This window comes from Acinetobacter sp. M5A5_2a (genome assembly GCF_053345265.1).
Genome location: NZ_JBKEZV010000003.1, coordinates 69,753 through 95,287, shown reverse-complemented (window position 1 = coordinate 95,287; position 25,535 = coordinate 69,753). Strand labels below are relative to the sequence as shown.

Here is a 25,535-nt window from a genome sequence, read left to right as displayed (position 1 = left end):
GTTCTAGCAAAAGTAAATGTTGAGAAAAGTATATTAACTCTTCAATTAAAATTTTTTAGGTACCCTATCTTGCAATGTGTTTGGCATTTCGGTCAAGTCACAATTTTCGCTACTGCTATAAAAAAGATGAAATGCCCAGTTCACTAATTCAAATTGCTTATTCACTCAATGAATTTAGCAAATAAGCTAAACAAATTTTAAACCTTGAATTTCTTGATATTTTAAAAAATACGGCAGCTTAAAACCCTCTAATTCTAGTGAGGAGAAAAACAACAAAAACATCATTTTCTCACCCAATGAAAGTACTTAAAGTACTCTGAAAAACTGGCAATAAAGTAAGAACATACATAAAATAAATGTTGAAAAAAATAAAAAGTAATCGACTATTACCAACTTATCTTTTCAGCATATATTTCTATTAAAAACAAAAGATTAAACTACCATTTAAACATAGGCAATGGACTCCAAGGCTTTTGTAAAAAACGTTTTAGCCCTAAACAAACTAGAGTTTTATGGAATCCAGCGTTTGGATATTGACTCGTTAACTTTTTAAACTCGCTTCTTGGAATATTTGAACGCAATAAGCCTAAAGAAAAATCTGCATAATCAGCTTGTCTAAAATATTCAACCAATGGATATTCTGAACACTTTGTCCTTGTTAATTTATGATGCTCTGTAATCATCAATGTTATTTCTATTTGCCAATCTAATAACCGATGCAAAGTAAGATAACTTAACATCACTTTGACGGATGGCTCTAAATAATCAATTGTTTTACTTGTCCATATCCCAATATCATGAAAGGCAACTGCAATCGCTATTTTACGTATAGTATCTTCACGACTATCTTGGCTTAATATTAAACAACATGCGGCAACACGTTTACAGTGATTTAAGTATCCTTGATAATCGGCATCAATAATAGTTTGATATTCCTGCAAAATTGTCTCAATAAAAATACTACATTGTCCAAATGCATTTTGATCAAGTGATAAAATCAAACGTTCTTTAGTGTTCATTCTTTTGTGCTCTCGGATGAGCTCGATCATAGACTTGTGCCAAATGATCAAAATCAATATGCGTATAAATTTGTGTTGTAGACAAATTACTATGTCCCAACATTTCTTGAACTGAGCGTAAATCACCACTACTTGATAACATGTGGCTAGCAAAACAATGCCGCAATAAGTGAGGATGTAAATCCACATTTACACTGGCTCTTTGCGCCTGAAGCTTTACACGTTTTTCGATTTGTCGTGGGGTTAACACGCCACCTCTTTGAGAAATAAAAACAAAAGCATTTTGATCAAAATGGCCTTTCCAGATTTTGTAAATTTTTAGCCAATTCAATAGGCTTTCTTTCGCCTTTTTTCCAAACGGTACAATACGGGTTTTATTTCCTTTACCCGTAATACGTACCAGTTGACGGTTAAAATCTATATCTTTAATTGTTAAACCTTGCAGTTCAGCCAGACGCAAACCACTTGAGTAAAGTAACTCGAGCATGGCTTTATCACGTAACCACAGTTGCTGATCAACCGGTTTTTCAGGCATAGGTTGATCTAAAATCTGATTAACCGTTTCTATGTCGATCATACCGGGCAAAGGTCTAGGCTGACGTTTGAGCTTAAAATCATCAGTAGGATTAATTTCTAAATATTTTCCCTGTTCTGCCCATTTCATGAACTGGCGAATGGAAGTGAGATGACGCTGCATACTGCTTGAACTTAACTGGTCCTGCTCAACACGCTGGGCCAAATATTCACGTAAATCTGAAGCTTCAACATTTCTTAAATCAATTTGTTTGAGATCACAAAACTCAAGAAAGCTTTTAACATCTCTTTCATAAGCCGTAATCGTGTGCTCAGACTGGTTCTGAATTTTTCTTTCTTTTAACCACATTGAGAGCAGTTGTAATGCAAAATCCAAATTGCTCTCCATTTATTTGCTCATTTTATTTTTTTCAGTGTACCAAAAGTAGTTGATCAGGAAAATTGAGATCTTACAGCATAACAGCTAACTACCTTATATATGTATTACACTTTAGCTCAAGTATTTGTCGAAACCTTGCTGCTATGACCACCATACTCATTCCTTACTTAATTGCGATTACCTTACTTACCCTTACACCAGGTCTAGATACGACTTTAATTATTCGTACCGCTACACTTGAAGGTAAATCCAAAGCATTCCAAGCAGCAGTAGGTATTAGCCTTGGTTGTATCGCGTGGGGAATTGTAGTTGCTTGTGGTCTGGGTGCTTTGCTCATGGCTTCTGATTTGGCTTTTAATATATTGAAATGGATGGGGGCCGCTTATCTTGCATGGCTGGGTTTGAATATGATTTTAAAACCGCGTAGTCAACTTGCAGATATGCAAGGTAGTAATTCAAATATACCCACTTCACAAAATTGGTTCATTAAAGGTTTCTTGGGTAATTTACTTAATCCTAAAGTCGGCATTTTTTATATTTCATTTCTTCCCCAATTTATTCCACCACAAGCATCGGCTGTCACTTGGGTCATGGGGCTTGTGATGATTCATGTAGTAATTGGAATGTTATGGTCAACTCTATTAATTTTGGCCATGCAACCACTGTCACGTTATCTAAAGCAACCTAAATTTGTGAAATATATGGACCGTATTACAGGCAGTATTTTTGTGTTGTTTGCTTTGAAATTGGCTTTGAGCAAAAAGTAAATCTAAAAAGCGTGCTGGCACCTAGCATGCTTAATATAACTTAAAGAGTTACTTCGGCTTTTTTAAATAATCTTTTATTTGGATTGCAACTTCATCTGTATATTTTTCTGCCAACTGATGATCTCCCCCTTTAACAATATGCAATGTTGAACGTTTAAATATCTGATTTAAGTATGTCCCCACTTCAACTGGACTCACTGGATCTTGGTCGCCCCAAATTAGTAAAGTTTCGACGCTTATATCTGACAAAAATTCTTCATAGTTAATATTGGTAGTAACAAACCAATCTGGATATTTTAAAAAGGCTTGGCGATATGCTTCACGCCAATCTTGAATATTAAATGCAGAGAGATCAATTCCACCGGAAGTTGCAATCAAGACCAGCCCTTTAACCAGTTGAGGTTTTTGCAACGCTGCGGCAACAGCAAAAATTCCTCCCATAGATTGAGCAATAATTACAGACTCATCATTAATTTGATTAAGAACATAGTTTGTTAAGTCTTCAAAATTTTTGACCTCTACAGATTCTGGTGTATCTCCAAAGCCAGGATAACCAATAATTTTTGTATGATACTGCTGAGGTAGTTTTTCAATTAAGGGATGCCAAAAAGTCGTACTGCCTGATGCACCAGGTAAGAAAATTAAATTATTCATATTTCTTATAAAGTAGTTAAATCAAATATTATTGTACATATAAAAGAAAGCCTCTTTTATCAGTTTAGTTGATGAAAAGAGGCTTCTATTTAGGTAACGCTATTAGCCTTGGAAATAACGTAAATCCAAACGCCCATCATACACATGGGTTGTTGGACCAGTCATCCAGACCACATCGCCTTCTTGCCATTCGATTTGTAGCTTACCACCAGCCAATTCAACTTCTACAGAATTAGCAAGTAAGCCACGGCGCATACCACTGACTGCAGCAGCACAAGCACCTGTACCACATGCAAGTGTTTCACCTACACCACGTTCAAATACACGAAGGCGCACATGGTTTTCATCAATTACTTGCATAAAACCAGCATTAACACGCTCAGGAAAACGTTTATGTGACTCAACTTGTGGGCCAATGCCAGCGACATCTGCTGTGAGTACATCTGGAACAATAGTTACAGCGTGAGGATTTCCCATATTGACTACATCAATACTAATGTTTTGGTCGTTGGCTAACTCAAGTGTATATAAAGCTTCCGGTTGTTCAGCAACAAATGGAATTTCATTTGGTAAAAATTTCGGGTAGCCCATATTCACGCGTACCCAACCATTCTGCCCCAGTTCTGGCTTTACAATACCTGCTTTGGTTTGAACAGTAATATTGGTTTTGCTTGTTAAATGACGCTCATGTACAAAACGAGCAAAACAACGGACACCGTTACCACACTGTTCAACTTCAGAACCATCAGCATTAAAAATACGATATTTAAAATCTGCTTCTGGTAAATCTGGTGGTTCAACAATCAATAGCTGATCAAAACCAATACCAAAATGACGGTCAGCTAAGCGTTGAATTGTTTCTGTATCTAAATAAGCACGTTGGCTAATCAGATCAACCACCATAAAGTCATTGCCTAAGCCATGCATTTTAGTAAATTCTAATAACATCTCATTTACTCCTCAGGCAATAAACGTTCTTTTTCCCAAAGGGATTCAACTGTTTCACGCTCACGAATCAAATGAGCTTTATCGCCTGACACCATCACTTCTGCGGCACGTCCACGTGTATTGTAATTTGAACTCATTACAAAACCATAAGCACCAGCACCGAGAACAGCTAACAAGTCATTTTCTTTTAAAGCCAATGAACGATCTTTACCAATGAAGTCACCTGTCTCACAGATTGCACCAACGAGATCCCAAGTTTTTTCTTCAGTATCTGAACTTGGTACCACAGGTTGGATATCCATCCACGCTTCATATAATGCAGGGCGAATCAAATCATTCATTGCAGCATCAATAATGGCAAAGTTACGGTGGCTCGTTGGTTTAAGCAAATCAACTTTTGTTAAAAGTACACCTGCATTTGCACTAATGCTACGGCCCGGTTCCATATAAACCTTAAGACCTAACTTTTCTAAAGCAGGTTTCATTGAGTTGGCATATTCTTCAACACTTGGCGGTGTCTCATCTTTATAACAAACCCCTAAACCACCACCAATATCAATATGTTTAAGATTGATGCCAAGTTTTTTTAATTCATCAATCATCAACATGACACGATCTAAAGCATCAACAAATGGCTTAGTCTCGGTTAATTGCGAACCGATGTGGCAGTCAATTCCAATAATCTCAAGGTTGGGTAAAGATGCAGCATATTGATAAGTTTCATAAACGGTATCACTTGGAATACCAAATTTATTTTCTTTAAGACCTGTTGAAATATAAGGATGTGTTTTTGCATCTACATCAGGATTTACACGTAAAGAAATCGGAGCTTTCTTACCCAAACGAGCCGCAACTTTTTGAAGGCGGTCTAGTTCTGCGTATGACTCTACATTAAAGCAGGCAATACCCGCATTTAATGATGTTTCAATATCAACTTCAGTTTTGCCTAAACCCGAAAAAACAATTTTAGATGCATCCCCGCCCGCTTTTAAAACACGTGCAAGCTCACCACCAGATACGATATCAAAACCCGCACCAAGTTTTGCCAATACATTAAGAACAGCCAAATTTGAGTTAGATTTCACCGCAAAACAGATTTGATGATCAATAAAGTCAAAAGCACGATCCATATCTAGATAATGTTTTTCAAAAGCTGTTTTTGAATAAACATACAACGGCGTGCCAAATTGCTGCGCAAGCTGCTCCAGAGAACATTGCTCTGCGTGCAATACTCCATTAATGCGGGTGAAACTCATGAATGTGTCCTTATTTCAAAGCTTAAGGTGATGTTGTTTGGGTTGGAGCTGATGATGATTCAACTGACTGATCAGCCTTTTCATCGTTTTGCACAACTTGTTTTGGTTCTTTATTACGATAGAGCAAGTATTTTGCACGTTTGTCATAATTTGGATCAGAAGGCAGTTGTAATACTCCTGACTGACCACAAGCACTAAGCAAAACACTGCTGCTCAATAAACTGATGAGGCAAATGACACGACGCATCTGAGCACCTGATTTAAACAATTCGATGCAGTATACCGTGATCATGCAAGCGGCTAAAGAGTAAACTTAAAGAGAAAAACAATATGCATAAAAAACGCCAGCTTTTCAGCTGGCGTTTAGTCATAACCAAATAAGTTTAATTATTTTTTATTGCGTGGTTTATAGAAGAAGAAATAACCAATGAGCAAGATAATAAACCAGATTGGACTGACTTTAAGCGCTTTAAACGTATCTGGCTCTAAAGACAACACGTAAATCATGCCAACAAAGAAAATAATGGTGATCCAACACGTAAATAAGCCACCTGGCAATTTAAATGTTGATTTTGCATGTAGTTCAGGACGCGTAGTGTAATAGCGGATGTAACTCCAGATAATTAACAACCACACACAAATGAACAGAATCGTTGAAAGTGTTGTTGCAAGCGTAAACGCCTCAACGGTATTTGGAACAAAATACTGTAAAGCCGCACCTAACAATAAACACGCAGCAGAGAAATACAATGCATTTGCAGGTACTGCACGTTTGTTCAATTTACCAAAAGCTTTAGGTCCTTGGTCTTCACGTGATAGACCAAATAACATACGACTTGTTGAAAACACGCCACTGTTCATTGATGACATCACTGATGACAATACGACTAAGTTCATCAAGATTGCTGCTGCTGCAACACCTGCTTGACTAAACAAATTTACAAATGGACTGATGGCTGGATCAATTCGATTCCATGGTGTTACTGACATTACAATAATTAATGCGAACACATAGAAAATAATGATACGAATTGGAATTGAGTTAATTGCTTTAGGCAAATTACGTTCAGGATCTTTAGTTTCCGCAGCCGTTGTTCCAACCAGCTCTACACCAACGAAAGCAAAGATCGCAATCTGGAAGCCTGCTAAGAAACCATGCACCCCTGTTGGGAAGAAACCACCATTAGCCCAAAGATGAGTAAATGAAGCAACTTCACCTGTAGTAGAGGTAAAGCCCGTAAAGATCATCCATAAACCCACAGCAATTAAAATAATAATTGCTAGAATTTTGATGAGTGCAAACCAAAACTCCAACTCACCAAACAGGCGAACCGTTAACAAGTTCAAGCCCATAATGAATACGATGGCCGCAACACTGATCATGGCACCTTCGACAGGCGAGAAAGGTAGACCATTATTGAAGAATTGTAAGTAATAGATAATTGCAGACAGATCGGCAATACCAATTGTGATCCAGCATAGCCAATACGTCCAGCCTACAAAATAACCTGCCCATGGGCCGATTAAATCTGTTGTGAAATCAATAAATGATTTATAGGCAAGATTTGAAAGAAGTAATTCGCCAAGCGCACGCATGACAAAAAACACCATCACACCAATGATCAGATAAATGAATAAGATTGATGGGCCAGCAAGACTAATTGTTTTGCCTGATCCCATAAACAATCCCGTACCAATTGCACCGCCAATCGCGATCAGCTGTAAATGCCGATTTGAGAGGCTACGATGGAGCTCACCTTGTTCATGAGACTCACTCAGATTTTGATTCGACATCTTATCAATACACTCCAGTAATTTTTTTTAGTCCGTTAGCTAAAATCAAAAAGACGATATCGCACCATTTGCAGGTATCTTTTAAATGTATATTTTTTGATAACTTTTCAGCTAACCGATTTTTATCTGTATTGCTGATGATTTCAAGCTACATACAATTAAATCTGATAATACGCACAAGCCCATAGCAATACAACGCACTTTACGGTCTAAAAACATGACTTGAACTTGTCTGATTTTTAAATTAAAAAGACGATTCAATTGACCGTTTTTCTAATATTCAATTTCATTTCAGTCATTCATCTGTTTATTAAAAATACCCCTGCTCGACCTTAATCTTTTAAATTATCTAACACATGACAATGACCTGATATTTTCGTTATTTTAAATTAAGCAAAATGTATTCCACTTCAAAACTGATTCTCTATTTTGGTTTTGTTATACTCCGTTTCTATTATTAATTAAGAAGTTTTTAACTGAAGTCGAATATGAGCAAAGTCAAAACTGTTTACCGTTGCGAACAATGTGGTGCCGATCATCTTAAATGGGCAGGTCAATGTTCAGAGTGTGGTGAATGGAATTGTCTTAGTGAAGTCAGAGTTGAACCAACCACTGCACACCGAGCACGTCCCAAAACTGGGGGCTATGCAGGCCAAGCTGCCAATATTACAACACTCAATAAAGTCTCAGTTTCCCATGAAACCCGCTTACAGACAGGGATTAGCGAATTTGATCGTGTACTTGGCGGAGGCTTAGTTACTGGTTCAGTTGTACTAATCGGCGGTGACCCCGGTATTGGTAAATCGACCATTCTGTTACAAACAGCGACCCACATGGCAAGCGCGAAAAGCTCTGCACTTTATATTACGGGTGAAGAATCTTTATCTCAGGTTGCTCTTCGTGCTCAACGTCTTGATTTGCCTACTGACAAATTAAAAGCCATGGCCGAAACCTGTGTAGAACGAATTTGTGAGGTTTTAGAACAAGAAAAGCCTGCGGTGGCTATTTTAGATTCTATTCAAACGCTTTACACCGAAACACTTCAATCGGCACCAGGTGGTGTTTCTCAAATTCGTGAATCTGCTGCATTACTTACACGTTATGCAAAAAATAGTGGCACGGCGCTATTTCTTGTTGGTCATGTGACCAAAGAAGGTGCACTTGCTGGCCCTCGTGTTTTAGAGCACATGGTGGATTGTGTACTTTACTTTGAAGGTCAATCCGACTCACGCTATCGAATGATTCGTGCTGTTAAAAACCGTTTTGGTGCGGTCAATGAACTTGGTGTATTTGCCATGACAGATAAAGGGTTACGTGAAGTTGCTAACCCTTCTGCCATTTTCTTGAGTCGTTATGATGAAGCGATCCCCGGTTCAATTGTCATGATTAGCCGTGAAGGGACTCGTCCTCTTTTGGTCGAAGTACAAGCTTTAGTTGACGATGCTCAAGGACAACCACGACGTGTCGCATTAGGTCTTGAACAAAACCGTTTAAACATGTTGCTTGCTGTAATGCATCGTCATGGCGGTGTCCAAACCACGGGGCAAGACGTCTATGTCAATATTGTGGGTGGCTTAAAAATTACCGAAACAGGTTCCGATTTAGCAGTTTTGTTAGCATGCGCTTCAAGTTTACGTACTAAAGCTTTACCTCAGCAGCTTGCAGTTTTTGGCGAAGTTGGTCTTTCGGGTGAAATTCGTCCAGTCCCTAATGGTCAAGAGCGTTTAAAAGAAGCTGCAAAACATGGCTTTAAATATGTCATTTTACCAAGAGGTAATGCGCCGCAAAAAGCAATTCCAGGCGTACAAGTCATTGCGGTTGCCCGCCTGCATGAAGCATTGACCGAAGCAATGCAACTTAGTGATGAATTGACATAAAAAAACATACTTTTATAGTTGAAATTTAGCGCAAATACCTTCATAAATACTATTACAATTTAATTTTAAACAGGAATTTCCTATGGAAGTACACCAGCGTGGCTTGATTACCGGTATTTTAATGGCTGCTTTAGCGATTTCGCCTCTTGCTGAAGCTAAACGTGCAGGTGGTGGTAAAAGCCACGGTATGGCACGCTCGACTACTTCAAGCCAGTCTTATCAACAACCTCGTCAAGTGACTCCTGCTCAACAACCTGCTACTGCACCTCAAAGATCTGGTCCAGGCGTTGGTTCAATGGTTGCAGCTGGTGTGGCTGGTGCTGCCGTAGGTGCTGTTGCAGCAAATGCTTTAGCTGATGACAAACCAACATCAACTGAACATCAAGCAACTCAAGCTGGAACAGACCAAGCTGCTCAAGCACAAGAAGAGAAGAAAGGCGGAATTCCTGGCTGGATTTGGGTATTACTTGCAGCAGCTTTAGCCTTTTTTGTTTTCCGCAAATTGGGCGCAAAAAAAAAATTAGCGGGTAATAATCCTTACGCACCAAACAACGGCGGTCAAAACCCATTTGGCCGTTCTGCTGCACCACAAGCGACACCACGTAATGCTGGGGATAATACAAACATCTTTGGTCAGTCTGTGACTGGTGGTGCTGCAACTCAAGCTCCTTTTGGCGGTGTAACAACTAGCAATGGCAACCAACTTCCAGACGGTAGTGAACCAGCTGCGTTCTTGCGTATTGCACGTCAACGTTTTAACCACATCCAATCGATGAATACTGCAAGTAACATTGAAGAAATTCGCCGTTACTTAACACCAGAACTTTATACTTCTATGTATAACGACATCATGGAAAACCAAGACCAAGACGTTGCTGAGTTTAGCAATCTGAATGCGATGGTTGTAGACAGTGCGACTGAAAATGGTCAATACGTTGTGAGCGTACGCTTCACAGGTAATGTGAGTGAAGATTTAAACAGCTTGCCACAACCATTTACTGAAATCTGGCACTTTGTTAAACCTGCTGGCTCTCAGCAAGACTGGGTTGTTGCAGGTATTCAACAAGCTTAAATTGAATAAGCTCTAAATAAAAAAGCCACAATATTGTGGCTTTTTTATTTGTTAGTTTTTAAGCAATGTCTGCTGGGAATGTAATGACTTTTTCAATTTTGACCTGATCCATTGCAACCATTAATAGACGGTCCACCCCTAAAGCAATTCCTGAACATTCTGGCATATGAGGTAAAGCAGCTAATAGATGTTCATCTAAAGGCATGACATGCAACCCTTGCTTAACCCGCTCTGCATTGTCTGCTTCAAAGCGTGAACGTAACACCTCTGCATCAAGCAATTCGTCATAGGCATTTGCCAGCTCTAAACCTTCAATATAAACCTCAAAACGGGCAGCAACCTCTTCCCCATCTTCATCAAGTTTTACCTTTGCCAAAGATGCCATTTCTGGTGGAAAGTCAGTTAAAAAGACAGGTGCATCAAACCCCAAACTTGGTTCAACAAAATGCGAGAATAACAAATCGATATAAGCTAAACGGTCATCACCTAAATCAAGGTTTAAGCCCACACGATTTGCAGTATCTTTGAGTTGCTTCAACGTTGCTTGTAATGGGTTAATGTCTAAACGGTCCTGAAAGGCATGTTTATAACTTAGAATAAACGGACGAACCTCACCAAAACGATGCTGCAAACAGCTTTGCAATAAATCGGCGGTTTCATGCATTAAAGCTTTTAGATCAAAACTCGGGCGGTACCATTCAAGCATCGTAAATTCACTATTGTGTTTACGCCCGTGTTCATCATCTCGAAAAACCTTACAAATCTGGTAAATCGGCCCACTGCCACTCGCCAGTAACCGTTTCATAGCAAACTCAGGTGAAGTCTGTAAATATTGAGTTTGCAATTTGCCATTGATATGACGCAAAGCTTGAACAGAAGCTAAATGCACATCGGTGACACCTGCCTGTGAAACAATCGGTGTTTCAACTTCCATGACGCCACGTTCTGCAAAAAACTGGCGGATTTGGGTATAGAGCTTGGCACGAGCTTTTAAGGCATCAATTGAACAAGTAGGTTGATAACTTAAACTCATGCCTGCGGCCCTCCATGTGCTGCCCACTCGCGACGCAGCGGATAGTTCTTACGTAATAAATCAAATGCTTTTTGCTCTACTTTGCCGTCTTTAATACAAGCACGTATGTTGGCATCGTCTTGAGCAATATCATAAATTTGAGTTAATTTTTGCTTTAACACAGCCTTTAAATCATTACCTGAAAAATAATCTTCGCACGCAGGCAATTGTGTCTCGAAACGCTTATTTATAGCGAATCCAAACTTTTGGCAAAATGCTTCGTAAATCATTTGCGTACCGCGGGCCTTCCCTTCGAGGCTATAACCAGCAATATGCGGTGTTGCCAAAGCCAACATATCTATAAGCTCTTCTGATATGACTGGTTCGTGCTCAAATACATCGAGCACAACTTTACGTTTGGTACGCTGAATATCTTCGATTAAAGCCGCTTCTTTAACGACTGGACCACGCGCACTATTAATTAAAATTGTATTAGGTTGAAGTGCTGCAAAAGCTTGCTCATCAAAAAGATGATACGTCGCATGCTCACAATTTTTAGTTAAAGGCACATGAATTGAAATTGCATTCGTTTGTTGCAAGAGCGTTTCTAAGCTTACATTTTCAATTGAATCTAACTGTACATATGGATCAAAGCCAATCACACGCCAGCCAAGCAACTGAGCCATATATGCTAAACGTTTACCCACGTTTCCAAGCCCAACAATGCCTAGGGTAAATTTTTCTTGTTGTTCTAAAAGGTTAGCATCTAAATGCAATAAAGCAGTAATGACATATTCAGCAACCGCTTGGGCATTACAACCTGCTGCATTTGCCCACGTAATTCCTTGTTTTTCTAATGCTGAAATATCTAAATGATCGGTACCAATTGTGGCACTACCTACATATTTTATTGAAGTGTCTCGGATTAAAATCTCGTTAACTGCTGTTACCGAACGAACCAATAAAGCTTGAGCATCTTTTACATCTGCATGAGTTAAGGTACGCCCTGCATGGTGTTGAATATCGCCAAACTCTGAAAAAAAGTAATCGGTAAATGCCAAATTTTCATCTGCGACGATTTTCATTGTCTGCAACTCATAGCTTATAAAAACGTTATTATCCTTTGAGTTGTAGCAAAGTACAATGTTAATGCCTTTAAATTAGTACTCTATATCTTGAACCTTGAGAACTTATAAACCACCGCCAAAATAGAAATAAGCCATCACAGCCAAAGTTATCCAAACTAGAATAATCAACACAGCAACCAAATAATTTTGAGGACGGCGTTCTTGTTGTTCAAGCCATTCTTCAGCTTGTTGTTCTGCCTCTAAAATGACATGTTTGGGTGTAAAGCGAACGGCTAACCAAATGAGTATTGGTAAAATTAAAGCTTCATCAAGTAAACCCAAAACAGGAATAAAATCTGGAATTAAATCAATGGGACTAAAGGCATAAGCTACCGCTACAATAGCAATAATTTTTGGTAACAACGGCATTTGCGGGTGCTTTGATGCAAACCACAACATAATAATTTGTTTTTTTAGACGTTTTGCCCAATCTTTTAGAGACTGCAACCAAGACACTGGGACACACTCCGACCTACCGAAGTCTGATAATAAAGTATAAAACTCATGCCTAGCTTAAAATTAGAAAAAATAGAAATGTAAATTTCTATCTTTTTGATCATTCTTTAAATGAGAGTTTATTTAATGGTTATTTTAAGGCTTCATACTTCGGTATATAAAACAAAGCCATCACCACGACAAAAACTAGCCAAAGTTAGACCCGATATTTTTGCCAGCCGAATAGCCATGCTGGTTGGAGCTGAAATTGAAGCCAATAAACCTATATTGAGCTGAGCGCATTTACGAATTAATTCATAGCTTGCACGACTGGTCATGACAACAAAACCCAAACTGGTGTCATAGTTTTCTTGTGCTAAATAACCGAGTAATTTGTCTAAAGCATTGTGACGTCCCACATCTTCAAATAAAGCGACAATTTGGCCGTCAACAACCCAAGCTGCTGCATGAGCGCCTCCAGTTAAAGCAGTAATTTCTTGCCGATTCTTTAAATGAGCAATCGCCATCGGAATTTGCGCAAGCCATTCTTTAGAAGGTTCGGTGGTAATTTTAGGAACATCGAGATGAAATTGCTCTAAGCTCTCAATACCACATAAACCACAGCCCGTACGCCCAACCATCATTCGTCTACGTTCTTTTAATGTGGCAAATGCTCTAGATGAAATCGTCATTTCGACTTCAATACCTAATTCACTTTGATGCACCTCAATGGCATACAGTTCTTTTAAGCTTGTTAAAATTCCTTCGGACAGACTAAAACCTTTAGCAAACAAACTCACATCAGTAGGTGTTGCCATCATCACTGCATGAGAAATACCGTTATATACCAAAGCAATTGGATACTCTTGAACAATATTATCTAAAACACTTTCAGATTCGGTTTTGTTAAACCGCTGTACTTGTAATGTTTCAACTCCATAAGAATGTGGTGTCAAAATAATTTCCTTTATATTGGAATGGCGCCTTTTGGGAGCGCCATCTGTTTCAATTACATTTCTAATATCACCTTTGATTTAAAGGCTGCTTACTTTTCTATCTGCATCTTCAGGGTCAACTGCTGTTGCCAAATTAAAGTGTTCAGGTGCATCACCGGCATGCAAAATCACAGGAACACTTTTTGAAGCCGGAATCTTGGCATATTTATCATGACTGCTTAAAGCCACTAAAGGATTGGTTTCCGGATAGTAAGCGGCTAAGCTGCCCCGTGGAATGTTGTAAGGCACAATTCGGAAACTATGCACAATACGTTTAACGCCATCCGAGAAAACACTTTCAATATCGACCCACTGGTTTGCTTCGAAGCCAGCTTCATCAATATCGGCCTGATTCATAAACAATACACGGCGTTGACCAAAGACCCCACGGTAACGGTCATCAAGACCATATAGCGTCGTGTTGTACTGATCGTGAGAACGAGTCGTCATTAAGGTATAAACTTTACTCTCGGTATAGGCAGCAGCATATTGATTTTCTTTATCGCCATAGACTTCATTAAGTGGCGTAATCATAAACTGTGCTTTACCACTTTTTGTATTCCAGATGTGCTGATTGGCTGGATGCTCTAAATGGAATCCACCTGGTTCATAGACCCGTAAATTAAAATCATGGAATTCATCAAAAACATCGGCAATTGAATCACGAATACGGTCATAGCTTTCGATGTACCATTTCCATTTAATTTGACTATCTGGTAACACCGCCTCTGCCATTCTTGCCACAATGTCTGGCTCAGATAAAATATTTTCAGAAATTGGAGTATTACGCCCTGCCGATAAATGAATATTACTCATCGAATCTTCGACTGAAATTGCTTGCGGGCCATGAAGTTGCTCATCAATTTCGGTACGCCCTAAACAAGGTAAAATGAGTGCATCTTTACCACAAACCAAATGGCTACGATTTAACTTAGTTGCAACATGAACGGTTAAATTACACTTTCTAAGTGCTTCTTGGGTATACGGTGTATCAGGGGTTGCAACTGCAAAGTTTCCGCCTAGACCAATAAAGACTTTGACCTCGCCTTCAGCCATGGCTTTAATGGTTTCGACGACACCATGTCCATTTTTTCTAGGGGATTTAATCCCAAACACGCGGTCAATGTTGTCTAGTAATTTAGGGCTAGGTAGTTCATTAATGCCCATGGTTCGGTCGCCTTGCACATTACTGTGCCCACGAACTGGACATAGCCCTGCACCTGGCCTGCCAATTTGCCCACGAGCCAACAATAAATTCGCTAACATATGTACATTGGCAGTTCCGTGGCGATGCTGGGTAATTCCCATACCCCAACAAAAAATTGAACGCTCAGACTCTAAAAAGAGTTTGGCTAGTTTTTCTAAATGTTCAGCAGACAAACCTGAATGTTTATAAATATCTGCCCATTCAGTTTTTTCAACCTCAGCAATCATTTCATCAAAACCAATGGTATTGACCGCAATAAAGTTTCGGTCAAAAACACTTGGTTTACCTGAAGCAAGCGCCTTTTTATCCCACTGATTTAAGTGCTTTAAAATTCCTAACATCAGTGCGTAGTCACCACCAATTTTAGGTTGGAAATAATAACGACTAATTGGGGTACTGCCGTTGGTCATCATTTCAAGCGGTGCTTGTGGGTCTTGGAAACGTTCAAGTCCTCGTTCTTTAATTGGGTTAATCGCAACAATGTTGCCACCACGTTTAGACACTTCACGCAAAGTACCTAACATACGTGGGTGATTGGTTCCGGGATTATGCCCAAAACTAAAAATTGCATCGGCTAAATCAAAGTCTTCTAGGGTGACTGTGCCCTTTCCTAAACCAATCGAATCAAGCAGTCCAACGCTTGTCGTTTCATGGCACATGTTCGAACAATCTGGAAAGTTATTTGTACCAAAGCTTCGCACAAACAGTTGATATAGAAATGCCGCTTCGTTGCTAGCGCGACCAGACGTATAAAATGCAGCTTGGTCTGGGTTGTCTAGCGCATGAAGATGTTTAGCAATAATCTGAAATGCTTCATCCCATGAAATTGCTACATATTTATCGGTTGCCGCATCGTAGCGAACTGGATCGGTTAAACGCCCTAAGTCTTCAAGAAAAAAATCACTTTGTTCGGACAACCAACTGACTGTATGACCTGCAAAATATTCAGGAGTAACTGTTTTACTGGTTGCTTCAAAGGCAACCGCTTTTGCTCCGTTTTCACAGAAATTAAACGCATGAGCATTTTTCTTTTCAGGCCATGCGCAGCCCGGACAATCAAAGCCTGTAGGCTGGTTAATATTGAGTAAGGTAATCGAACCTTTTTTTAAAATATCTTGTCGTTTTAGATTTCGAGCGACACTGAGTAGTGCCCCCCATCCCCCAGCAGGATGAGTGTAGGGTTCAATTCGCGCAAAGCCGTTATTTTCTTGTATATGCTTTTGTTCTTCAGAATTATCCACTTTGTCATCCTCTTATTTCTTTTTACACATTCAACAGAAGCAATAAATTCACAATTTAATTATGGTTATATCTACGCTATCTGCTGTCTAGCTTATGGGTAGAGTCCGCTTTTTATGCTATTCCCAATATTTTAAAAGCTGGCTCAATCGTTCTTATAATATGTGCCATATTTTTTATAATTACAATAATTTAGCCAAATCTAAAAAATCATTTAAATTAAATAATAACAATGCCTTAACCTCAGAAAGATCTATTTTTTACAGATAAAAACATAATTAACTTTATATTTTTCACAAATAGAAATGGTGCGATGAACTGAAATTTACGTCATTTTAAGTAGGTTTTTATTGGTTTAAGCAGTATAAATTAATTGAAAAAAACAGATTTAGAGACCGTATGAAGGTTGTGATTGCGCCAGATTCTTTTAAAGACAGCCTGTCGGCTTTGGGCGTAGCGCAGGCAATTGCTCAAGCATGGCAAGAGGTTTTTCCTGAGGCCGAAACAATTCTATGCCCTATGGCAGATGGGGGTGAAGGGACACTTGAAGCAGTGTTAGAAGTCTGCAAAGGTGAATGGCGTGAAAAAACCGTAATTGGACCCTTAGGTAAACCTGTTCAGGCAAAATGGGGATGGTTAGAACAACAAAAAATAGCCATGATTGAAATGGCTCAAGCCAGCGGCATACAGTTAGTGCCACCTTCAGAACGTGATGCCTGCCAAAGCACAACTTTTGGAACAGGTCAGCTTATTTTAGATGCTTTAGACGCAGGTGCAAAAGACATTATTTTAACTGTGGGCGGTAGTGCAACCAACGATGGCGGCACAGGGTTACTCAGTGCTTTAGGTGCTGTTTTACTCGATGCTAACCAAAACGTTTTACCCGCTGGTGGTCTCGCTCTAAGCAACCTGTCAAAAATTGATTTAACACACTTCGACCCGCGTATTCAGCAGACACGTTTTTTATTGGCTGCCGATGTAACAAATCCACTCTGCGGTCCAAACGGTGCATCTTATATTTTTGGTCCACAAAAAGGTGCTACCCCTGCTCAAGTAGAGTTACTTGACCAAGCTCTTGCCCATTTTGCCGATGTCTCTGCCCAATTTCTTGGTTTCGATAAAAGAGATGAAACTGGCTCTGGCGCTGCGGGTGGTTTAGGCTTTGCAGCTAAAAGTTATTTAAATGCTGAATTTAAAGCTGGAGTCGAAGTTGTAGCTGAGCTCAATCAGCTTGCTCATAAAATCTCTAATGCAGATTGGGTGATTACGGGTGAAGGCAAATTTGACCAGCAAACCTTAAACGGCAAAACAGTTTTGGGTGTGAGTCTAGTCGCAAAAATGAAAAATGTACCTGTTATTGTGATTGCAGGTACTTTAGGCGAAGGCTACCAAGCGCTTTATGAGCACGGTGTTACGGCTGCTTTTTCACTGACAAATGGTCCAATCACATTAGAACAAGCCTGCGAACATGCATCAGAACTCATTTTCGAAAGAACAACCGATATTGCGAGATTAATTCAGTTTAATATGAAACAACCGCTAAAAATTACTTAGTTATCTTTAAAACAGTCAAACCAACAAATAGGAATGTCTTATGAACGTTATTGATGCCATTCAGAAACGTCGTGCTATTAAGCGCTTCGATCCTTCATTTCAAGTCTCTGAAGAAAATAAACAACAGTTATTACATGAAGTTTTAGCAAATGCACCAAGTGCATTTAATTTGCAGCACTGGCGCCCTGTTGTGATTGAAGATGCTGAATTAAGACAAAAAATTCGTACCATTGCATGGGATCAACCACAAGTTACCGAGGCTTCTTTACTCATTGTGTTATGCGCAAAAGTAAGCTCGTGGGAAGTCGATGCTAAACGTGTGTGGGATGGGGCTTCTCCGGAAGTTCAAAATATTATGGTTGGTGCAATTGATCAATATTACCGTGACCGCCCACAAACTCAACGTGATGAAGTTATGCGTAGTGCGGGTATTTTTGCTCAAACCTTAATGCTTCTTGCTCAAGAGCATGGTTTAGACAGTTGCCCAATGGATGGTTTTGACTTTGATGCGATGGCGAAGTTAATTAACTTACCTGAAGATCATGTGGTGTGTTTAATGATTGCAGTTGGTAAATCGGCGACTCAACCTTACCCACGTGTGGGCAAACTTCCTTTTGATGATGTAATTATTCAAAATACATTCTAAGGTTTTAGTCAGATTTTAGGCTTCCATACAATTCTATATTTTTTAATATGAATCGTTGGAAGCCTTCAATTTTGTATCATGATAAATCTGATTGTGAGTCCTATTTAAACTGGATCAGAAAATAATCTAATAATCTCTCCCTTTCCCCTGCCTTATTTGGGTCTAAAAGTTGAACCATCGCCCCATCAATCACAAACAAAAACATGTGCGCATCTTGTTTTAAAGCATTTTCATTGGTTGTTAAAAATAAATTATAGATTTCATTAATGAACCAGTTTCGATATTGAACGACCACCTGATACGCCTTGGGATGTGTTTTCGCAATTTCAAAAATGGCTTTAAAAGGCAAATGATAGAGTCCATCTAAGTCGGCATGTAAAAAGTAAATTTTGCGAAGCTTTTCAAGCAGGGTTAACTCTTTCTGAACATAGATGATTGAAATGACCTCTTGTTTAAGACCATCTTTTTGAAAGGTTAGGCTCATTTCAATCAGCCTTTCTTTTGAGTGAAAGTAGTTATAAAAAGTTGCTTTCGGAGTTTTCGAAGATTCAATAATGCGGTCTACCCCGACTTTATGAAAGCCGTATTTATTAAAAAGAAATCGGGAGGTATGAAGCACACTTAAAGCACGAAATGGGAGATCTGAATGTGGCATATTTTTACCGTTATAAATTAAATTTTTGTTGTATATAAATGAGATATAAAAACCGTTGCACTTTTTTTGGGAGAAAAAAAGGCATAGCAAAGCCGTAAAGACTGTGCTTGGCACATCTCAAGTTTTATTGTTGATTAAGTTTTTAGACGAAGCGATTTAAAGCCTGAAAAGCCCAATGGCCATCAAACTGCTTTTAAAGTTTAAGTCGTGTCGATATAGACTTTGGCAAAGGCTGCCAAGAAATTAAGAATGTGCAAAGCCAACTCCTTTTTATTGGGAGTTCTGCCAGATATTAATAGGAATTATGGTGGCAGAACGAAAGGGGGTTAGCAGACTGGCTCAAGACCCAGCACACCCGAAGGTGTCCCCCTTCCGTCCTACCGCAACAAAAGGGAGACGAACGAGTTCACATTAAAAAAACGAGTTTTTTCAATGCTCTTGAGTACGGTCTGCTAAAACCGACTGGCAATGTAGGCCAGCAGGCAAAGGATAGTGCTCTGCCCTTTTGCAGTCAAGCACACAAAATGACATTTGTTTTAAAATAGATCATTAAAAAGTAAGGATAAATAATGAGGGAATTATTGTTAAATGGGGGTTTATAAAGGGGGAGATAATTGGCTTGGAAGGCCATTTAGGATAAGCAGAATTTTTAAATAAGGTGTATCTTATGAATTTTAGAATACCCTTAAAATATAGGTTATTGAATGTATCAAGAATATAAAAAACTTTTAAAAATTAGAAACTACTTTGTTGTTTTTACACTTTTTGGAATACCTTTTTTCTTATTTTGCATCTTTCAGCTTTTAACTTACTTTAATGTAAATATTTCAGTGATTACACTTATTTTAATTATAGTAGCTTTATTACTCATGCTTTTTAGTAACTTGTTTTTCTTGTCCAAAGATACTTGCCCTTGGTGTAAAGAGAGTTTTTTTACAGAAAGTTTCGGAATGGATGGAATAAGTCTTTTATTTAGAAAAAATTGCAAGACTTGCGGAATGCCAAAAAAATCAAAACATTCTTAATATTAAAATCTTATTTCATATAAAATGAAGAAGCATACTAATGATAGGTTACTCATATAAGATATATTATATGAGACTAAAAGGTGAATAAAATTAAATGAATGATGTAGAAAAATTTCAGTTCAAATTAGAATTACTACTAAATTTAAAATCTGCCAAAGATATTCAAAAATGGGCTATAAATAGACTAGATAAAAACCCAGCAGATCTATTCGCTTTAGACATTTGCTTTTTCTCTAAAGATGAGGAAGTCTTAGATTATTGTAATAATATTAGTATTGCTGAAACTAACATAGAACCTACTCTTAAGAAAAAAATTCTTTATGAAATATTAAAAAAATATACAGAGATAACACCCTCTATCGGATATTCAATAGAATTAATTTCTAATTTATTTGCAATATTAATAAAGATATCTAGATTTGCTGAAGATGAAGATCTATACGATTTTATAAATTATTATGATGATGAGTTATATCTGGCTTTAGAATGTATATCTAAATTAGAACCACAAGAGATATGGCCTACCTTCTTAAATGATCTTAAAAATTGGCTTTCATTACAATTTGAGCTTATTTCATAGAATGACTAATCTTAGAAATTAACGTCCCTTAAGGAGGCTGAGTTGTATTTTCTAATTCATGCTCTAAATCATTTAGTACCTGTTCTATCTCTGGAGTTATGCCATTGTTTAAAGAGTATAAATTAAAACAGCCTATTGATTATAGGCTGCTTTAATTTAGAAAAATTTCTTATAAGCTGTTTATGTTAATTTTAAATAATCTTCATAACTCATTATCTTTAAAACGTGTAATTTACTTATTTCTAGCTTTTTCATAATATCTGGGATCAAAGATGCATTAGCTAAAAAGAGCTGATCAGTCCTATCAAACCCACCTTGTAGCCTTATTCTTCCATTTTGAACATAAATATCCATTAACCGTTTTTCTCTTAGACTTTGTATAACGGTGGATTTATATTCCTCAAAATCTATTTTTTTATTATCTTTAAAAGAATACTCATCAAAAAGTTGATAGTAAAAGTTTAAGAATTTTTCTTCCCCATTTAAATATTCATTCAGACTATTATTTTTTAATGAGATGTCGTAGCACATGATATTCGATTGATCAGCTTCTACTTCTGAAAGCCAATGATCAAAAATAGAAATATGAATGACTGTGTCCCACATAAATTTACTCAAATTACTAGAATTTTATAAGGATACATTAAGAGCTTTTCATCGTATAACATATTTATTTCAACATTAAATAATTTATAAACCTGTCTTTGCTGTAACCATGACAGCAATTATTTTTTCTAAAAACTTAGAACTCTCTTTATTAATTATTCCAACAATGCATAAGACTGCCGACTTAATCTATGAAGAAGCCAAATAGAGCTTTTCAGTGAGGTTGAAACCAAGGCTTTTTTGGCTTAGTTCCAATATATGCAGGGCTAACTTTAATTGGCTCATGACCTTTTTCACATTCTTGAACACCCCACTCGCTAGGGCGAAAACGCGCATTAGATCCATCGGGTTCAGGTTTACCAAATTCTTTTTCAATATCGTAATCAATGAGTGGAATTTCAAGTAACACTATGTCTCCACTAGAACAGGCAATTGTAGGACGCTTTGTGTCGTAAACCCATTTACCATAACCATTTTCTTCCTTAGGATCAAAGCGCATTACAGGACCTATATGCTGATCCCACGCCAATTCCATTCGAGGAGGCTCCATCGCAGTGACCCACATTCCTGCGACTTGTACAGGATGAGGGAAACGTACAGCCTGTAAACCACGTAAACTCTGGGGTAATTGTGGCTCACCGTTGTCAAAAGCATCATAACGACTAATTACGCTCCCTTTAGGAATCAACAACTCTCCATATTGTGCATCTTGAGATAAAACGAAATGACTGCGACTTTCCTTATAGTGCTGCTTAAGTGCGAACTCATACTCGAACGATGCATTCATATAGAATAAATAACCAGCCCACAGGTCGCATATCAATGCCAATAGCATAATGAATAATGTCTTTTGAGAAAAAAACCTCACAGACTTTTGAGCTTTCTTTCGCCAAAAGAATAGTACTTTCACCAATAGGCCTAGTGTTAGTACAACACCAATCAATGGAGTAATAAATAACAGAAAAATTGCAAAAAAAGAGAATGGCTGTACTGGTATCATAATTCTTAAATCTTTAACTTCATATTTTTCAAAGGTGGGCCGCCAAGAAAATTGTATATCCGTATTTAAAAAATAGACATTATAATTTAAAGACTCTTATTTTATAGTTTTAGCATTTTCACACACTAAATTAAGCATAGCTAAATCATTCTTGTACTTAAGTTCACCATTATTTTTATCACCGATCATAAAGTCCAAAATCTGTATCGTCTTATGTGAACAGTCAAAAGCCATGTGGTATTGTGCGATATTATCTTTATCAAATTCGCCTGTATAAAATTTTGTTTCAGGTACACCAACTAATTTTCTAGTAACAGTAATTTTAAATTTACTTTTACTCGGTAAATAAAATTCGATTGAATCTAGTTCAAAAGCATAAGCGATATCCTCTTGTTGAAAATAAACTTCTTCTGCTTGAATACTATTTGAAAAAGCTGCACAGGTAGCGAAAATTAGGCTCAAAATTGTTTTTTTCATTTACTAGAACTCATACATGTTTTTCTGTTACCTGATTTTATATAATTATAATATTCATTCATAGCTGAATTAAAAAAAATCCCTTTAGAATAGAACACTTATTGAAAATTTTACTGTATAAAACTCCAAAAAGGTAATATGGAAATTTCCTATACACATTTTAGTAAAAACCAAATTAGCAGTAAATGAGAATATAAAAATTATTTTATTTGATCCCCAACATAGACATGGATTATTCAATATATTAATAAAAACTACCTCACTAGAGTGGTGAGGCAGTTTTGGATATATGTTTTACTTTTAAAGAGGTGTTCCACAAATATCTGTAGTGCCTGTTGGATAGGTAAATTGTAGTTTTGAATGATCAGATACTATTTCATATGATATTTCTTTACCTAAAGCACTAGAGTTGGAAGCATAAAATCCCTCTTCAATTGCAATAGCAAATTTCATTTTGCTTAATGGAGTGGTATAACTCCATGTGTATCCTCTATCGACTCCATTTACAATATAGCCAATTTTCTTGCTGATTTGATTGTAATAAATCCCAACTCTAACTGTTTCATTTGCTAAAACTTCATTTTGTGTCTGAGTTGGGGTTATGTTTCCAGAAATAGAACTCATAAATAAATTTTGCTGTGAACCATACGCACTTCCAAAACTTGGAGCGGCAAAAACAATACCGTCATAATTACTTGTTCCCGTGATAAATCCTGAAGCTAGCTCATTTGAATTTAGATTTATTGGTTTCTTAAAAATATATTCAAAAGCAACAACATTAGACTGAGCAATATTGGTATCAGATTTAGTTTTTATCAGTGTTCCTATGTTTATATTAGCCAAAGCCTTAGTTAACACTTTCTGTCCAGTTATTGTTATATAGTTGCTTGGATTTGGCGTCCCTTCTGGTGTTTGTGAAGCGCTTGGATCAATCTCTAGATCACCAATTTTACATTCGGCCCAACTCTGTACACTGATAATTAATAAGCTAAGAATCAATATATTTTTTTTCATTATTTCACCTTAATTTTATTGTGATTTTTGATTGTATGGTAAAAATTTAATGTATAGAAATTTTTCAGATAAAAATGGAATTTTCCTATAGGAAAATATACTCCTATTTCTATGCCCTAGATTTTTTGTTTTATCCATTTATTTAAATATAAGCTAGTTAGAATTATCAAATAATAGATTTGGGATCTTTAACACCTATGCAAATTAGCGCAAGCCATCCATCTGTTATATATTTTGCCCCTGATACAAGATAAAATATACCGATATCTAGGAGAGTATTCCCCCCTACATACTATAATTAATAAGATTTAATGAGAAGTTATGGATAACTGGAAGCATATCATCACCGCCGTTGTTGTGACTATTGTTGCAACAATATTAATCCCTTTATTTTCAAGGTTTAACCCTCTAAAACTTTCTTTAGCTTGTTTCTTGTTTTCCACTTTAGGTTTTGGTGTAGCAGTTACCTATGGCCGTAAATCTAATAATCGAGGAGTAGATGGTGATTGGGGAGCACATGGGTTATGGAAAGAGATATTTAATTTAGAACTAGTAACTATCAGCGTAGGCGTGGGAGTTTTGATTACTCTTATACTTATGTTAGGAGTTTATTTTTCTAGGAAATAATATTCTTAAACTGACAAATAAAAAATTAATCTCAGTCTACTTGTCATTTAATAATTTCTGTTTCGAGCCATTTTTCAAATATCATCAATATACTTTCATTGATACCTGTTTCAGGTGGTTTCACCAAACAAAACCTTTTCTTGAGTGATTTGGATTTTGGCCAAGGTGCAACCAAAAGCCCATTTTCCAACTCATTTTCAACATACATAGATGGAACGAGGGCAACCCCCAAACCTGCTAATGCTGCTGAAATCGCCATTTCATGAAGATCATATCGCACGCCTTGAGCAGGATGTTTAAATAAGATGCTATTTTCCGCTGCATACTCCTGCCACGCTTCAGGATTTTGACGCCGATGGATACGGGGTAATTGTAGCAATTGGCCCGTTAGCTCTTCGTCTGACAAAAGTGCAGGATGGCATACAGGAATTAAGCGTTCTTCAAGTAAAAATTGGGTACGCATACCCGCCCATGCGGGATGTTCAAAATGAATAGCGGCATCAAAACCACTCCCCGACAAAATAAAAGGATCAGTTCGAACGGAAATATTCACCGTAATATCAGGATATTTCTGCTTGAATTTCCCTAAACGAGGAATCAGCCAACGATTGGCAAAGGTAGGCAGTGCAGATATTTCTAGACTTTGGGTTCCTTCAGGTAAACCTTGGATATATTGCGTATCCCGATCCAATCGCTCAAGTGTTTCACGAACATGATGTGCATAGTTCGCCCCCATAGCATTGAGCTTTACCCGACTGCCAACACGATCAAATAATTTACAATTTAAAAATGATTCAAGACGGCCAATCTGTCTACTGATCGCACCCTCGGTCAATGAAAGCTCTTCGGCTGCACGAGCGAAATTACCATGCCTTGCTGCCGCTTCAAAAGCTTGTAAAGAACTACTACTCGGTATCTTTCTACGCATCGTTGCAACCTCAAAGCACCAAACACTTTAGTGAATAAATATCACTACATAATGAAATAATATCGTTTTATACTCAAGTAAATAGCCTTTAGCATGATTAAAAGT

26 protein-coding genes are annotated in these 25,535 nt (G+C 37.6%); 8 read left to right on the top strand and 18 right to left on the bottom strand.

Annotated features, from left to right (window positions below):
* Nucleotides 1-437 precede the first annotated feature (437 nt).
* Nucleotides 438-1,019 carry a phosphohydrolase gene (locus ACLBWE_RS04990; RefSeq protein ID WP_447601531.1) on the bottom strand — a complete coding sequence of 194 codons (582 nt, stop codon included), beginning with the start codon at nucleotides 1,017-1,019 and terminating at the stop codon, nucleotides 438-440.
* On the bottom strand, nucleotides 1,009-1,902 hold the full coding sequence (gene xerA / locus ACLBWE_RS04985) for a site-specific tyrosine recombinase/integron integrase (RefSeq protein ID WP_447601893.1): 894 nt from the start codon (nucleotides 1,900-1,902) through the stop codon (nucleotides 1,009-1,011). The genes ACLBWE_RS04990 and xerA overlap by 11 nt, the downstream gene beginning before the upstream one ends.
* Before the next feature lie 173 nt (nucleotides 1,903-2,075).
* On the opposite strand from xerA, the gene ACLBWE_RS04980 reads away from it, so the two are divergent.
* Nucleotides 2,076-2,699, top strand: a complete 624-nt coding sequence (locus ACLBWE_RS04980; protein ID WP_439914482.1) for a LysE family transporter — start codon at nucleotides 2,076-2,078, stop codon at nucleotides 2,697-2,699.
* Nucleotides 2,700-2,747: 48 nt separating this feature from the next.
* Here the strand turns inward: ACLBWE_RS04980 and ACLBWE_RS04975 are convergent, their stop codons facing one another.
* The 5 genes from ACLBWE_RS04975 to ACLBWE_RS04955 form a co-directional block, all read right to left on the bottom strand.
* Nucleotides 2,748-3,353: an alpha/beta fold hydrolase gene (locus tag ACLBWE_RS04975; RefSeq protein ID WP_447601529.1), complete on the bottom strand. Its 606-nt coding sequence runs from the start codon at nucleotides 3,351-3,353 to the stop codon at nucleotides 2,748-2,750.
* Between the two features lie 102 nt (nucleotides 3,354-3,455).
* Nucleotides 3,456-4,301: a diaminopimelate epimerase gene (gene dapF / locus ACLBWE_RS04970; RefSeq protein WP_003650169.1), complete on the bottom strand. Its 846-nt coding sequence runs from the start codon at nucleotides 4,299-4,301 to the stop codon at nucleotides 3,456-3,458.
* A gap of 5 nt (nucleotides 4,302-4,306) precedes the next feature.
* The gene (gene lysA, locus ACLBWE_RS04965) at nucleotides 4,307-5,557 is read right to left on the bottom strand and encodes a diaminopimelate decarboxylase (protein ID WP_004643799.1); all 1,251 of its coding nucleotides are present in this window, start codon (nucleotides 5,555-5,557) and stop codon (nucleotides 4,307-4,309) included.
* Between the two features lie 22 nt (nucleotides 5,558-5,579).
* The gene (gene lptM, locus ACLBWE_RS04960; protein ID WP_004643800.1) at nucleotides 5,580-5,804 is read right to left on the bottom strand and encodes an LPS translocon maturation chaperone LptM; all 225 of its coding nucleotides are present in this window, start codon (nucleotides 5,802-5,804) and stop codon (nucleotides 5,580-5,582) included.
* A gap of 140 nt (nucleotides 5,805-5,944) precedes the next feature.
* On the bottom strand, nucleotides 5,945-7,351 hold the full coding sequence (locus tag ACLBWE_RS04955; protein ID WP_004643801.1) for an amino acid permease: 1,407 nt from the start codon (nucleotides 7,349-7,351) through the stop codon (nucleotides 5,945-5,947).
* Nucleotides 7,352-7,839: 488 nt separating this feature from the next.
* Between ACLBWE_RS04955 and radA the strand changes: the two genes are divergently transcribed.
* Both radA and ACLBWE_RS04945 read left to right on the top strand, forming a co-directional pair.
* Nucleotides 7,840-9,228 carry a DNA repair protein RadA gene (gene radA, locus ACLBWE_RS04950; RefSeq protein WP_092709518.1) on the top strand — a complete coding sequence of 463 codons (1,389 nt, stop codon included), beginning with the start codon at nucleotides 7,840-7,842 and terminating at the stop codon, nucleotides 9,226-9,228.
* A gap of 82 nt (nucleotides 9,229-9,310) precedes the next feature.
* On the top strand, nucleotides 9,311-10,300 hold the full coding sequence (locus tag ACLBWE_RS04945) for a Tim44 domain-containing protein (protein WP_092709515.1): 990 nt from the start codon (nucleotides 9,311-9,313) through the stop codon (nucleotides 10,298-10,300).
* Nucleotides 10,301-10,358: 58 nt separating this feature from the next.
* Here the strand turns inward: ACLBWE_RS04945 and epmA are convergent, their stop codons facing one another.
* The 5 genes from epmA to ACLBWE_RS04920 form a co-directional block, all read right to left on the bottom strand.
* The gene (epmA, locus tag ACLBWE_RS04940) at nucleotides 10,359-11,333 is read right to left on the bottom strand and encodes an EF-P lysine aminoacylase EpmA (RefSeq protein ID WP_447601524.1); all 975 of its coding nucleotides are present in this window, start codon (nucleotides 11,331-11,333) and stop codon (nucleotides 10,359-10,361) included.
* Nucleotides 11,330-12,397 carry a 4-phosphoerythronate dehydrogenase gene (locus tag ACLBWE_RS04935; protein WP_447601522.1) on the bottom strand — a complete coding sequence of 356 codons (1,068 nt, stop codon included), beginning with the start codon at nucleotides 12,395-12,397 and terminating at the stop codon, nucleotides 11,330-11,332. The genes epmA and ACLBWE_RS04935 overlap by 4 nt, the downstream gene beginning before the upstream one ends.
* Nucleotides 12,398-12,502: 105 nt before the next feature.
* Nucleotides 12,503-12,895, bottom strand: coding sequence for a YkvA family protein (locus ACLBWE_RS04930; RefSeq protein ID WP_004643806.1), 393 nt, complete (start codon nucleotides 12,893-12,895; stop codon nucleotides 12,503-12,505).
* A gap of 143 nt (nucleotides 12,896-13,038) precedes the next feature.
* Nucleotides 13,039-13,830, bottom strand: coding sequence for a formate dehydrogenase accessory sulfurtransferase FdhD (gene fdhD / locus ACLBWE_RS04925; protein WP_447601520.1), 792 nt, complete (start codon nucleotides 13,828-13,830; stop codon nucleotides 13,039-13,041).
* A gap of 78 nt (nucleotides 13,831-13,908) precedes the next feature.
* Nucleotides 13,909-16,317: an FdhF/YdeP family oxidoreductase gene (locus tag ACLBWE_RS04920; RefSeq protein ID WP_447601518.1), complete on the bottom strand. Its 2,409-nt coding sequence runs from the start codon at nucleotides 16,315-16,317 to the stop codon at nucleotides 13,909-13,911.
* Between the two features lie 397 nt (nucleotides 16,318-16,714).
* Between ACLBWE_RS04920 and ACLBWE_RS04915 the strand changes: the two genes are divergently transcribed.
* On the top strand, nucleotides 16,715-17,869 hold the full coding sequence (locus tag ACLBWE_RS04915; RefSeq protein ID WP_447601516.1) for a glycerate kinase: 1,155 nt from the start codon (nucleotides 16,715-16,717) through the stop codon (nucleotides 17,867-17,869).
* A gap of 40 nt (nucleotides 17,870-17,909) precedes the next feature.
* Nucleotides 17,910-18,515 carry a nitroreductase family protein gene (locus ACLBWE_RS04910; RefSeq protein WP_347019624.1) on the top strand — a complete coding sequence of 202 codons (606 nt, stop codon included), beginning with the start codon at nucleotides 17,910-17,912 and terminating at the stop codon, nucleotides 18,513-18,515.
* A 100-nt stretch (nucleotides 18,516-18,615) separates the two neighbouring features.
* Here the strand turns inward: ACLBWE_RS04910 and ACLBWE_RS04905 are convergent, their stop codons facing one another.
* Nucleotides 18,616-19,170 carry a TetR/AcrR family transcriptional regulator gene (locus ACLBWE_RS04905; RefSeq protein WP_198495282.1) on the bottom strand — a complete coding sequence of 185 codons (555 nt, stop codon included), beginning with the start codon at nucleotides 19,168-19,170 and terminating at the stop codon, nucleotides 18,616-18,618.
* Between the two features lie 704 nt (nucleotides 19,171-19,874).
* Here ACLBWE_RS04905 and ACLBWE_RS04900 point away from each other — a divergent pair.
* Nucleotides 19,875-20,195, top strand: coding sequence for a hypothetical protein (locus tag ACLBWE_RS04900; protein WP_324654524.1), 321 nt, complete (start codon nucleotides 19,875-19,877; stop codon nucleotides 20,193-20,195).
* Nucleotides 20,196-20,292: 97 nt separating this feature from the next.
* On the top strand, nucleotides 20,293-20,778 hold the full coding sequence (locus tag ACLBWE_RS04895; protein WP_447601512.1) for a hypothetical protein: 486 nt from the start codon (nucleotides 20,293-20,295) through the stop codon (nucleotides 20,776-20,778).
* Nucleotides 20,779-20,958: 180 nt separating this feature from the next.
* Here the strand turns inward: ACLBWE_RS04895 and ACLBWE_RS04890 are convergent, their stop codons facing one another.
* From ACLBWE_RS04890 to ACLBWE_RS04875, 4 genes are all read right to left on the bottom strand, one after another.
* Nucleotides 20,959-21,384 (bottom strand): hypothetical protein, encoded by a 426-nt coding sequence (locus ACLBWE_RS04890; protein ID WP_447601510.1) that lies wholly within the window; start codon nucleotides 21,382-21,384, stop codon nucleotides 20,959-20,961.
* A 214-nt stretch (nucleotides 21,385-21,598) separates the two neighbouring features.
* On the bottom strand, nucleotides 21,599-22,384 hold the full coding sequence (locus tag ACLBWE_RS04885) for a hypothetical protein (protein ID WP_447601508.1): 786 nt from the start codon (nucleotides 22,382-22,384) through the stop codon (nucleotides 21,599-21,601).
* Between the two features lie 96 nt (nucleotides 22,385-22,480).
* Nucleotides 22,481-22,861 (bottom strand): hypothetical protein, encoded by a 381-nt coding sequence (locus ACLBWE_RS04880; protein WP_447601506.1) that lies wholly within the window; start codon nucleotides 22,859-22,861, stop codon nucleotides 22,481-22,483.
* Nucleotides 22,862-23,161: 300 nt separating this feature from the next.
* Nucleotides 23,162-23,875: a DUF4882 family protein gene (locus tag ACLBWE_RS04875; RefSeq protein WP_447601504.1), complete on the bottom strand. Its 714-nt coding sequence runs from the start codon at nucleotides 23,873-23,875 to the stop codon at nucleotides 23,162-23,164.
* A gap of 321 nt (nucleotides 23,876-24,196) precedes the next feature.
* Here ACLBWE_RS04875 and ACLBWE_RS04870 point away from each other — a divergent pair, with 321 nt between their 5' ends.
* Nucleotides 24,197-24,502 carry a hypothetical protein gene (locus tag ACLBWE_RS04870; protein WP_005045715.1) on the top strand — a complete coding sequence of 102 codons (306 nt, stop codon included), beginning with the start codon at nucleotides 24,197-24,199 and terminating at the stop codon, nucleotides 24,500-24,502.
* Nucleotides 24,503-24,545: 43 nt separating this feature from the next.
* Here the strand turns inward: ACLBWE_RS04870 and ACLBWE_RS04865 are convergent, their stop codons facing one another.
* Nucleotides 24,546-25,430: a LysR substrate-binding domain-containing protein gene (locus ACLBWE_RS04865; protein WP_005045712.1), complete on the bottom strand. Its 885-nt coding sequence runs from the start codon at nucleotides 25,428-25,430 to the stop codon at nucleotides 24,546-24,548.
* Between the last annotated feature and the right edge of the window lie 105 nt (nucleotides 25,431-25,535).

Coding starts and splice junctions, on each gene's coding strand:
- ACLBWE_RS04990 (WP_447601531.1), bottom strand. CDS start 1,019: ATGAACACTAAAGAACGTTTGATTTTATCACTTGATCAAAATGCATTT.
- xerA (WP_447601893.1), bottom strand. CDS start 1,902: ATGTGGTTAAAAGAAAGAAAAATTCAGAACCAGTCTGAGCACACGATT.
- ACLBWE_RS04980 (WP_439914482.1), top strand. CDS start 2,076: ATGACCACCATACTCATTCCTTACTTAATTGCGATTACCTTACTTACC.
- ACLBWE_RS04975 (WP_447601529.1), bottom strand. CDS start 3,353: ATGAATAATTTAATTTTCTTACCTGGTGCATCAGGCAGTACGACTTTT.
- dapF (WP_003650169.1), bottom strand. CDS start 4,301: ATGTTATTAGAATTTACTAAAATGCATGGCTTAGGCAATGACTTTATG.
- lysA (WP_004643799.1), bottom strand. CDS start 5,557: ATGAGTTTCACCCGCATTAATGGAGTATTGCACGCAGAGCAATGTTCT.
- lptM (WP_004643800.1), bottom strand. CDS start 5,804: ATGCGTCGTGTCATTTGCCTCATCAGTTTATTGAGCAGCAGTGTTTTG.
- ACLBWE_RS04955 (WP_004643801.1), bottom strand. CDS start 7,351: ATGTCGAATCAAAATCTGAGTGAGTCTCATGAACAAGGTGAGCTCCAT.
- radA (WP_092709518.1), top strand. CDS start 7,840: ATGAGCAAAGTCAAAACTGTTTACCGTTGCGAACAATGTGGTGCCGAT.
- ACLBWE_RS04945 (WP_092709515.1), top strand. CDS start 9,311: ATGGAAGTACACCAGCGTGGCTTGATTACCGGTATTTTAATGGCTGCT.
- epmA (WP_447601524.1), bottom strand. CDS start 11,333: ATGAGTTTAAGTTATCAACCTACTTGTTCAATTGATGCCTTAAAAGCT.
- ACLBWE_RS04935 (WP_447601522.1), bottom strand. CDS start 12,397: ATGAAAATCGTCGCAGATGAAAATTTGGCATTTACCGATTACTTTTTT.
- ACLBWE_RS04915 (WP_447601516.1), top strand. CDS start 16,715: ATGAAGGTTGTGATTGCGCCAGATTCTTTTAAAGACAGCCTGTCGGCT.
- ACLBWE_RS04910 (WP_347019624.1), top strand. CDS start 17,910: ATGAACGTTATTGATGCCATTCAGAAACGTCGTGCTATTAAGCGCTTC.
- ACLBWE_RS04905 (WP_198495282.1), bottom strand. CDS start 19,170: ATGCCACATTCAGATCTCCCATTTCGTGCTTTAAGTGTGCTTCATACC.
- ACLBWE_RS04900 (WP_324654524.1), top strand. CDS start 19,875: ATGTATCAAGAATATAAAAAACTTTTAAAAATTAGAAACTACTTTGTT.
- ACLBWE_RS04895 (WP_447601512.1), top strand. CDS start 20,293: ATGAATGATGTAGAAAAATTTCAGTTCAAATTAGAATTACTACTAAAT.
- ACLBWE_RS04890 (WP_447601510.1), bottom strand. CDS start 21,384: ATGTGGGACACAGTCATTCATATTTCTATTTTTGATCATTGGCTTTCA.
- ACLBWE_RS04885 (WP_447601508.1), bottom strand. CDS start 22,384: ATGATACCAGTACAGCCATTCTCTTTTTTTGCAATTTTTCTGTTATTT.
- ACLBWE_RS04880 (WP_447601506.1), bottom strand. CDS start 22,861: ATGAAAAAAACAATTTTGAGCCTAATTTTCGCTACCTGTGCAGCTTTT.
- ACLBWE_RS04875 (WP_447601504.1), bottom strand. CDS start 23,875: ATGAAAAAAAATATATTGATTCTTAGCTTATTAATTATCAGTGTACAG.
- ACLBWE_RS04870 (WP_005045715.1), top strand. CDS start 24,197: ATGGATAACTGGAAGCATATCATCACCGCCGTTGTTGTGACTATTGTT.
- ACLBWE_RS04865 (WP_005045712.1), bottom strand. CDS start 25,430: ATGCGTAGAAAGATACCGAGTAGTAGTTCTTTACAAGCTTTTGAAGCG.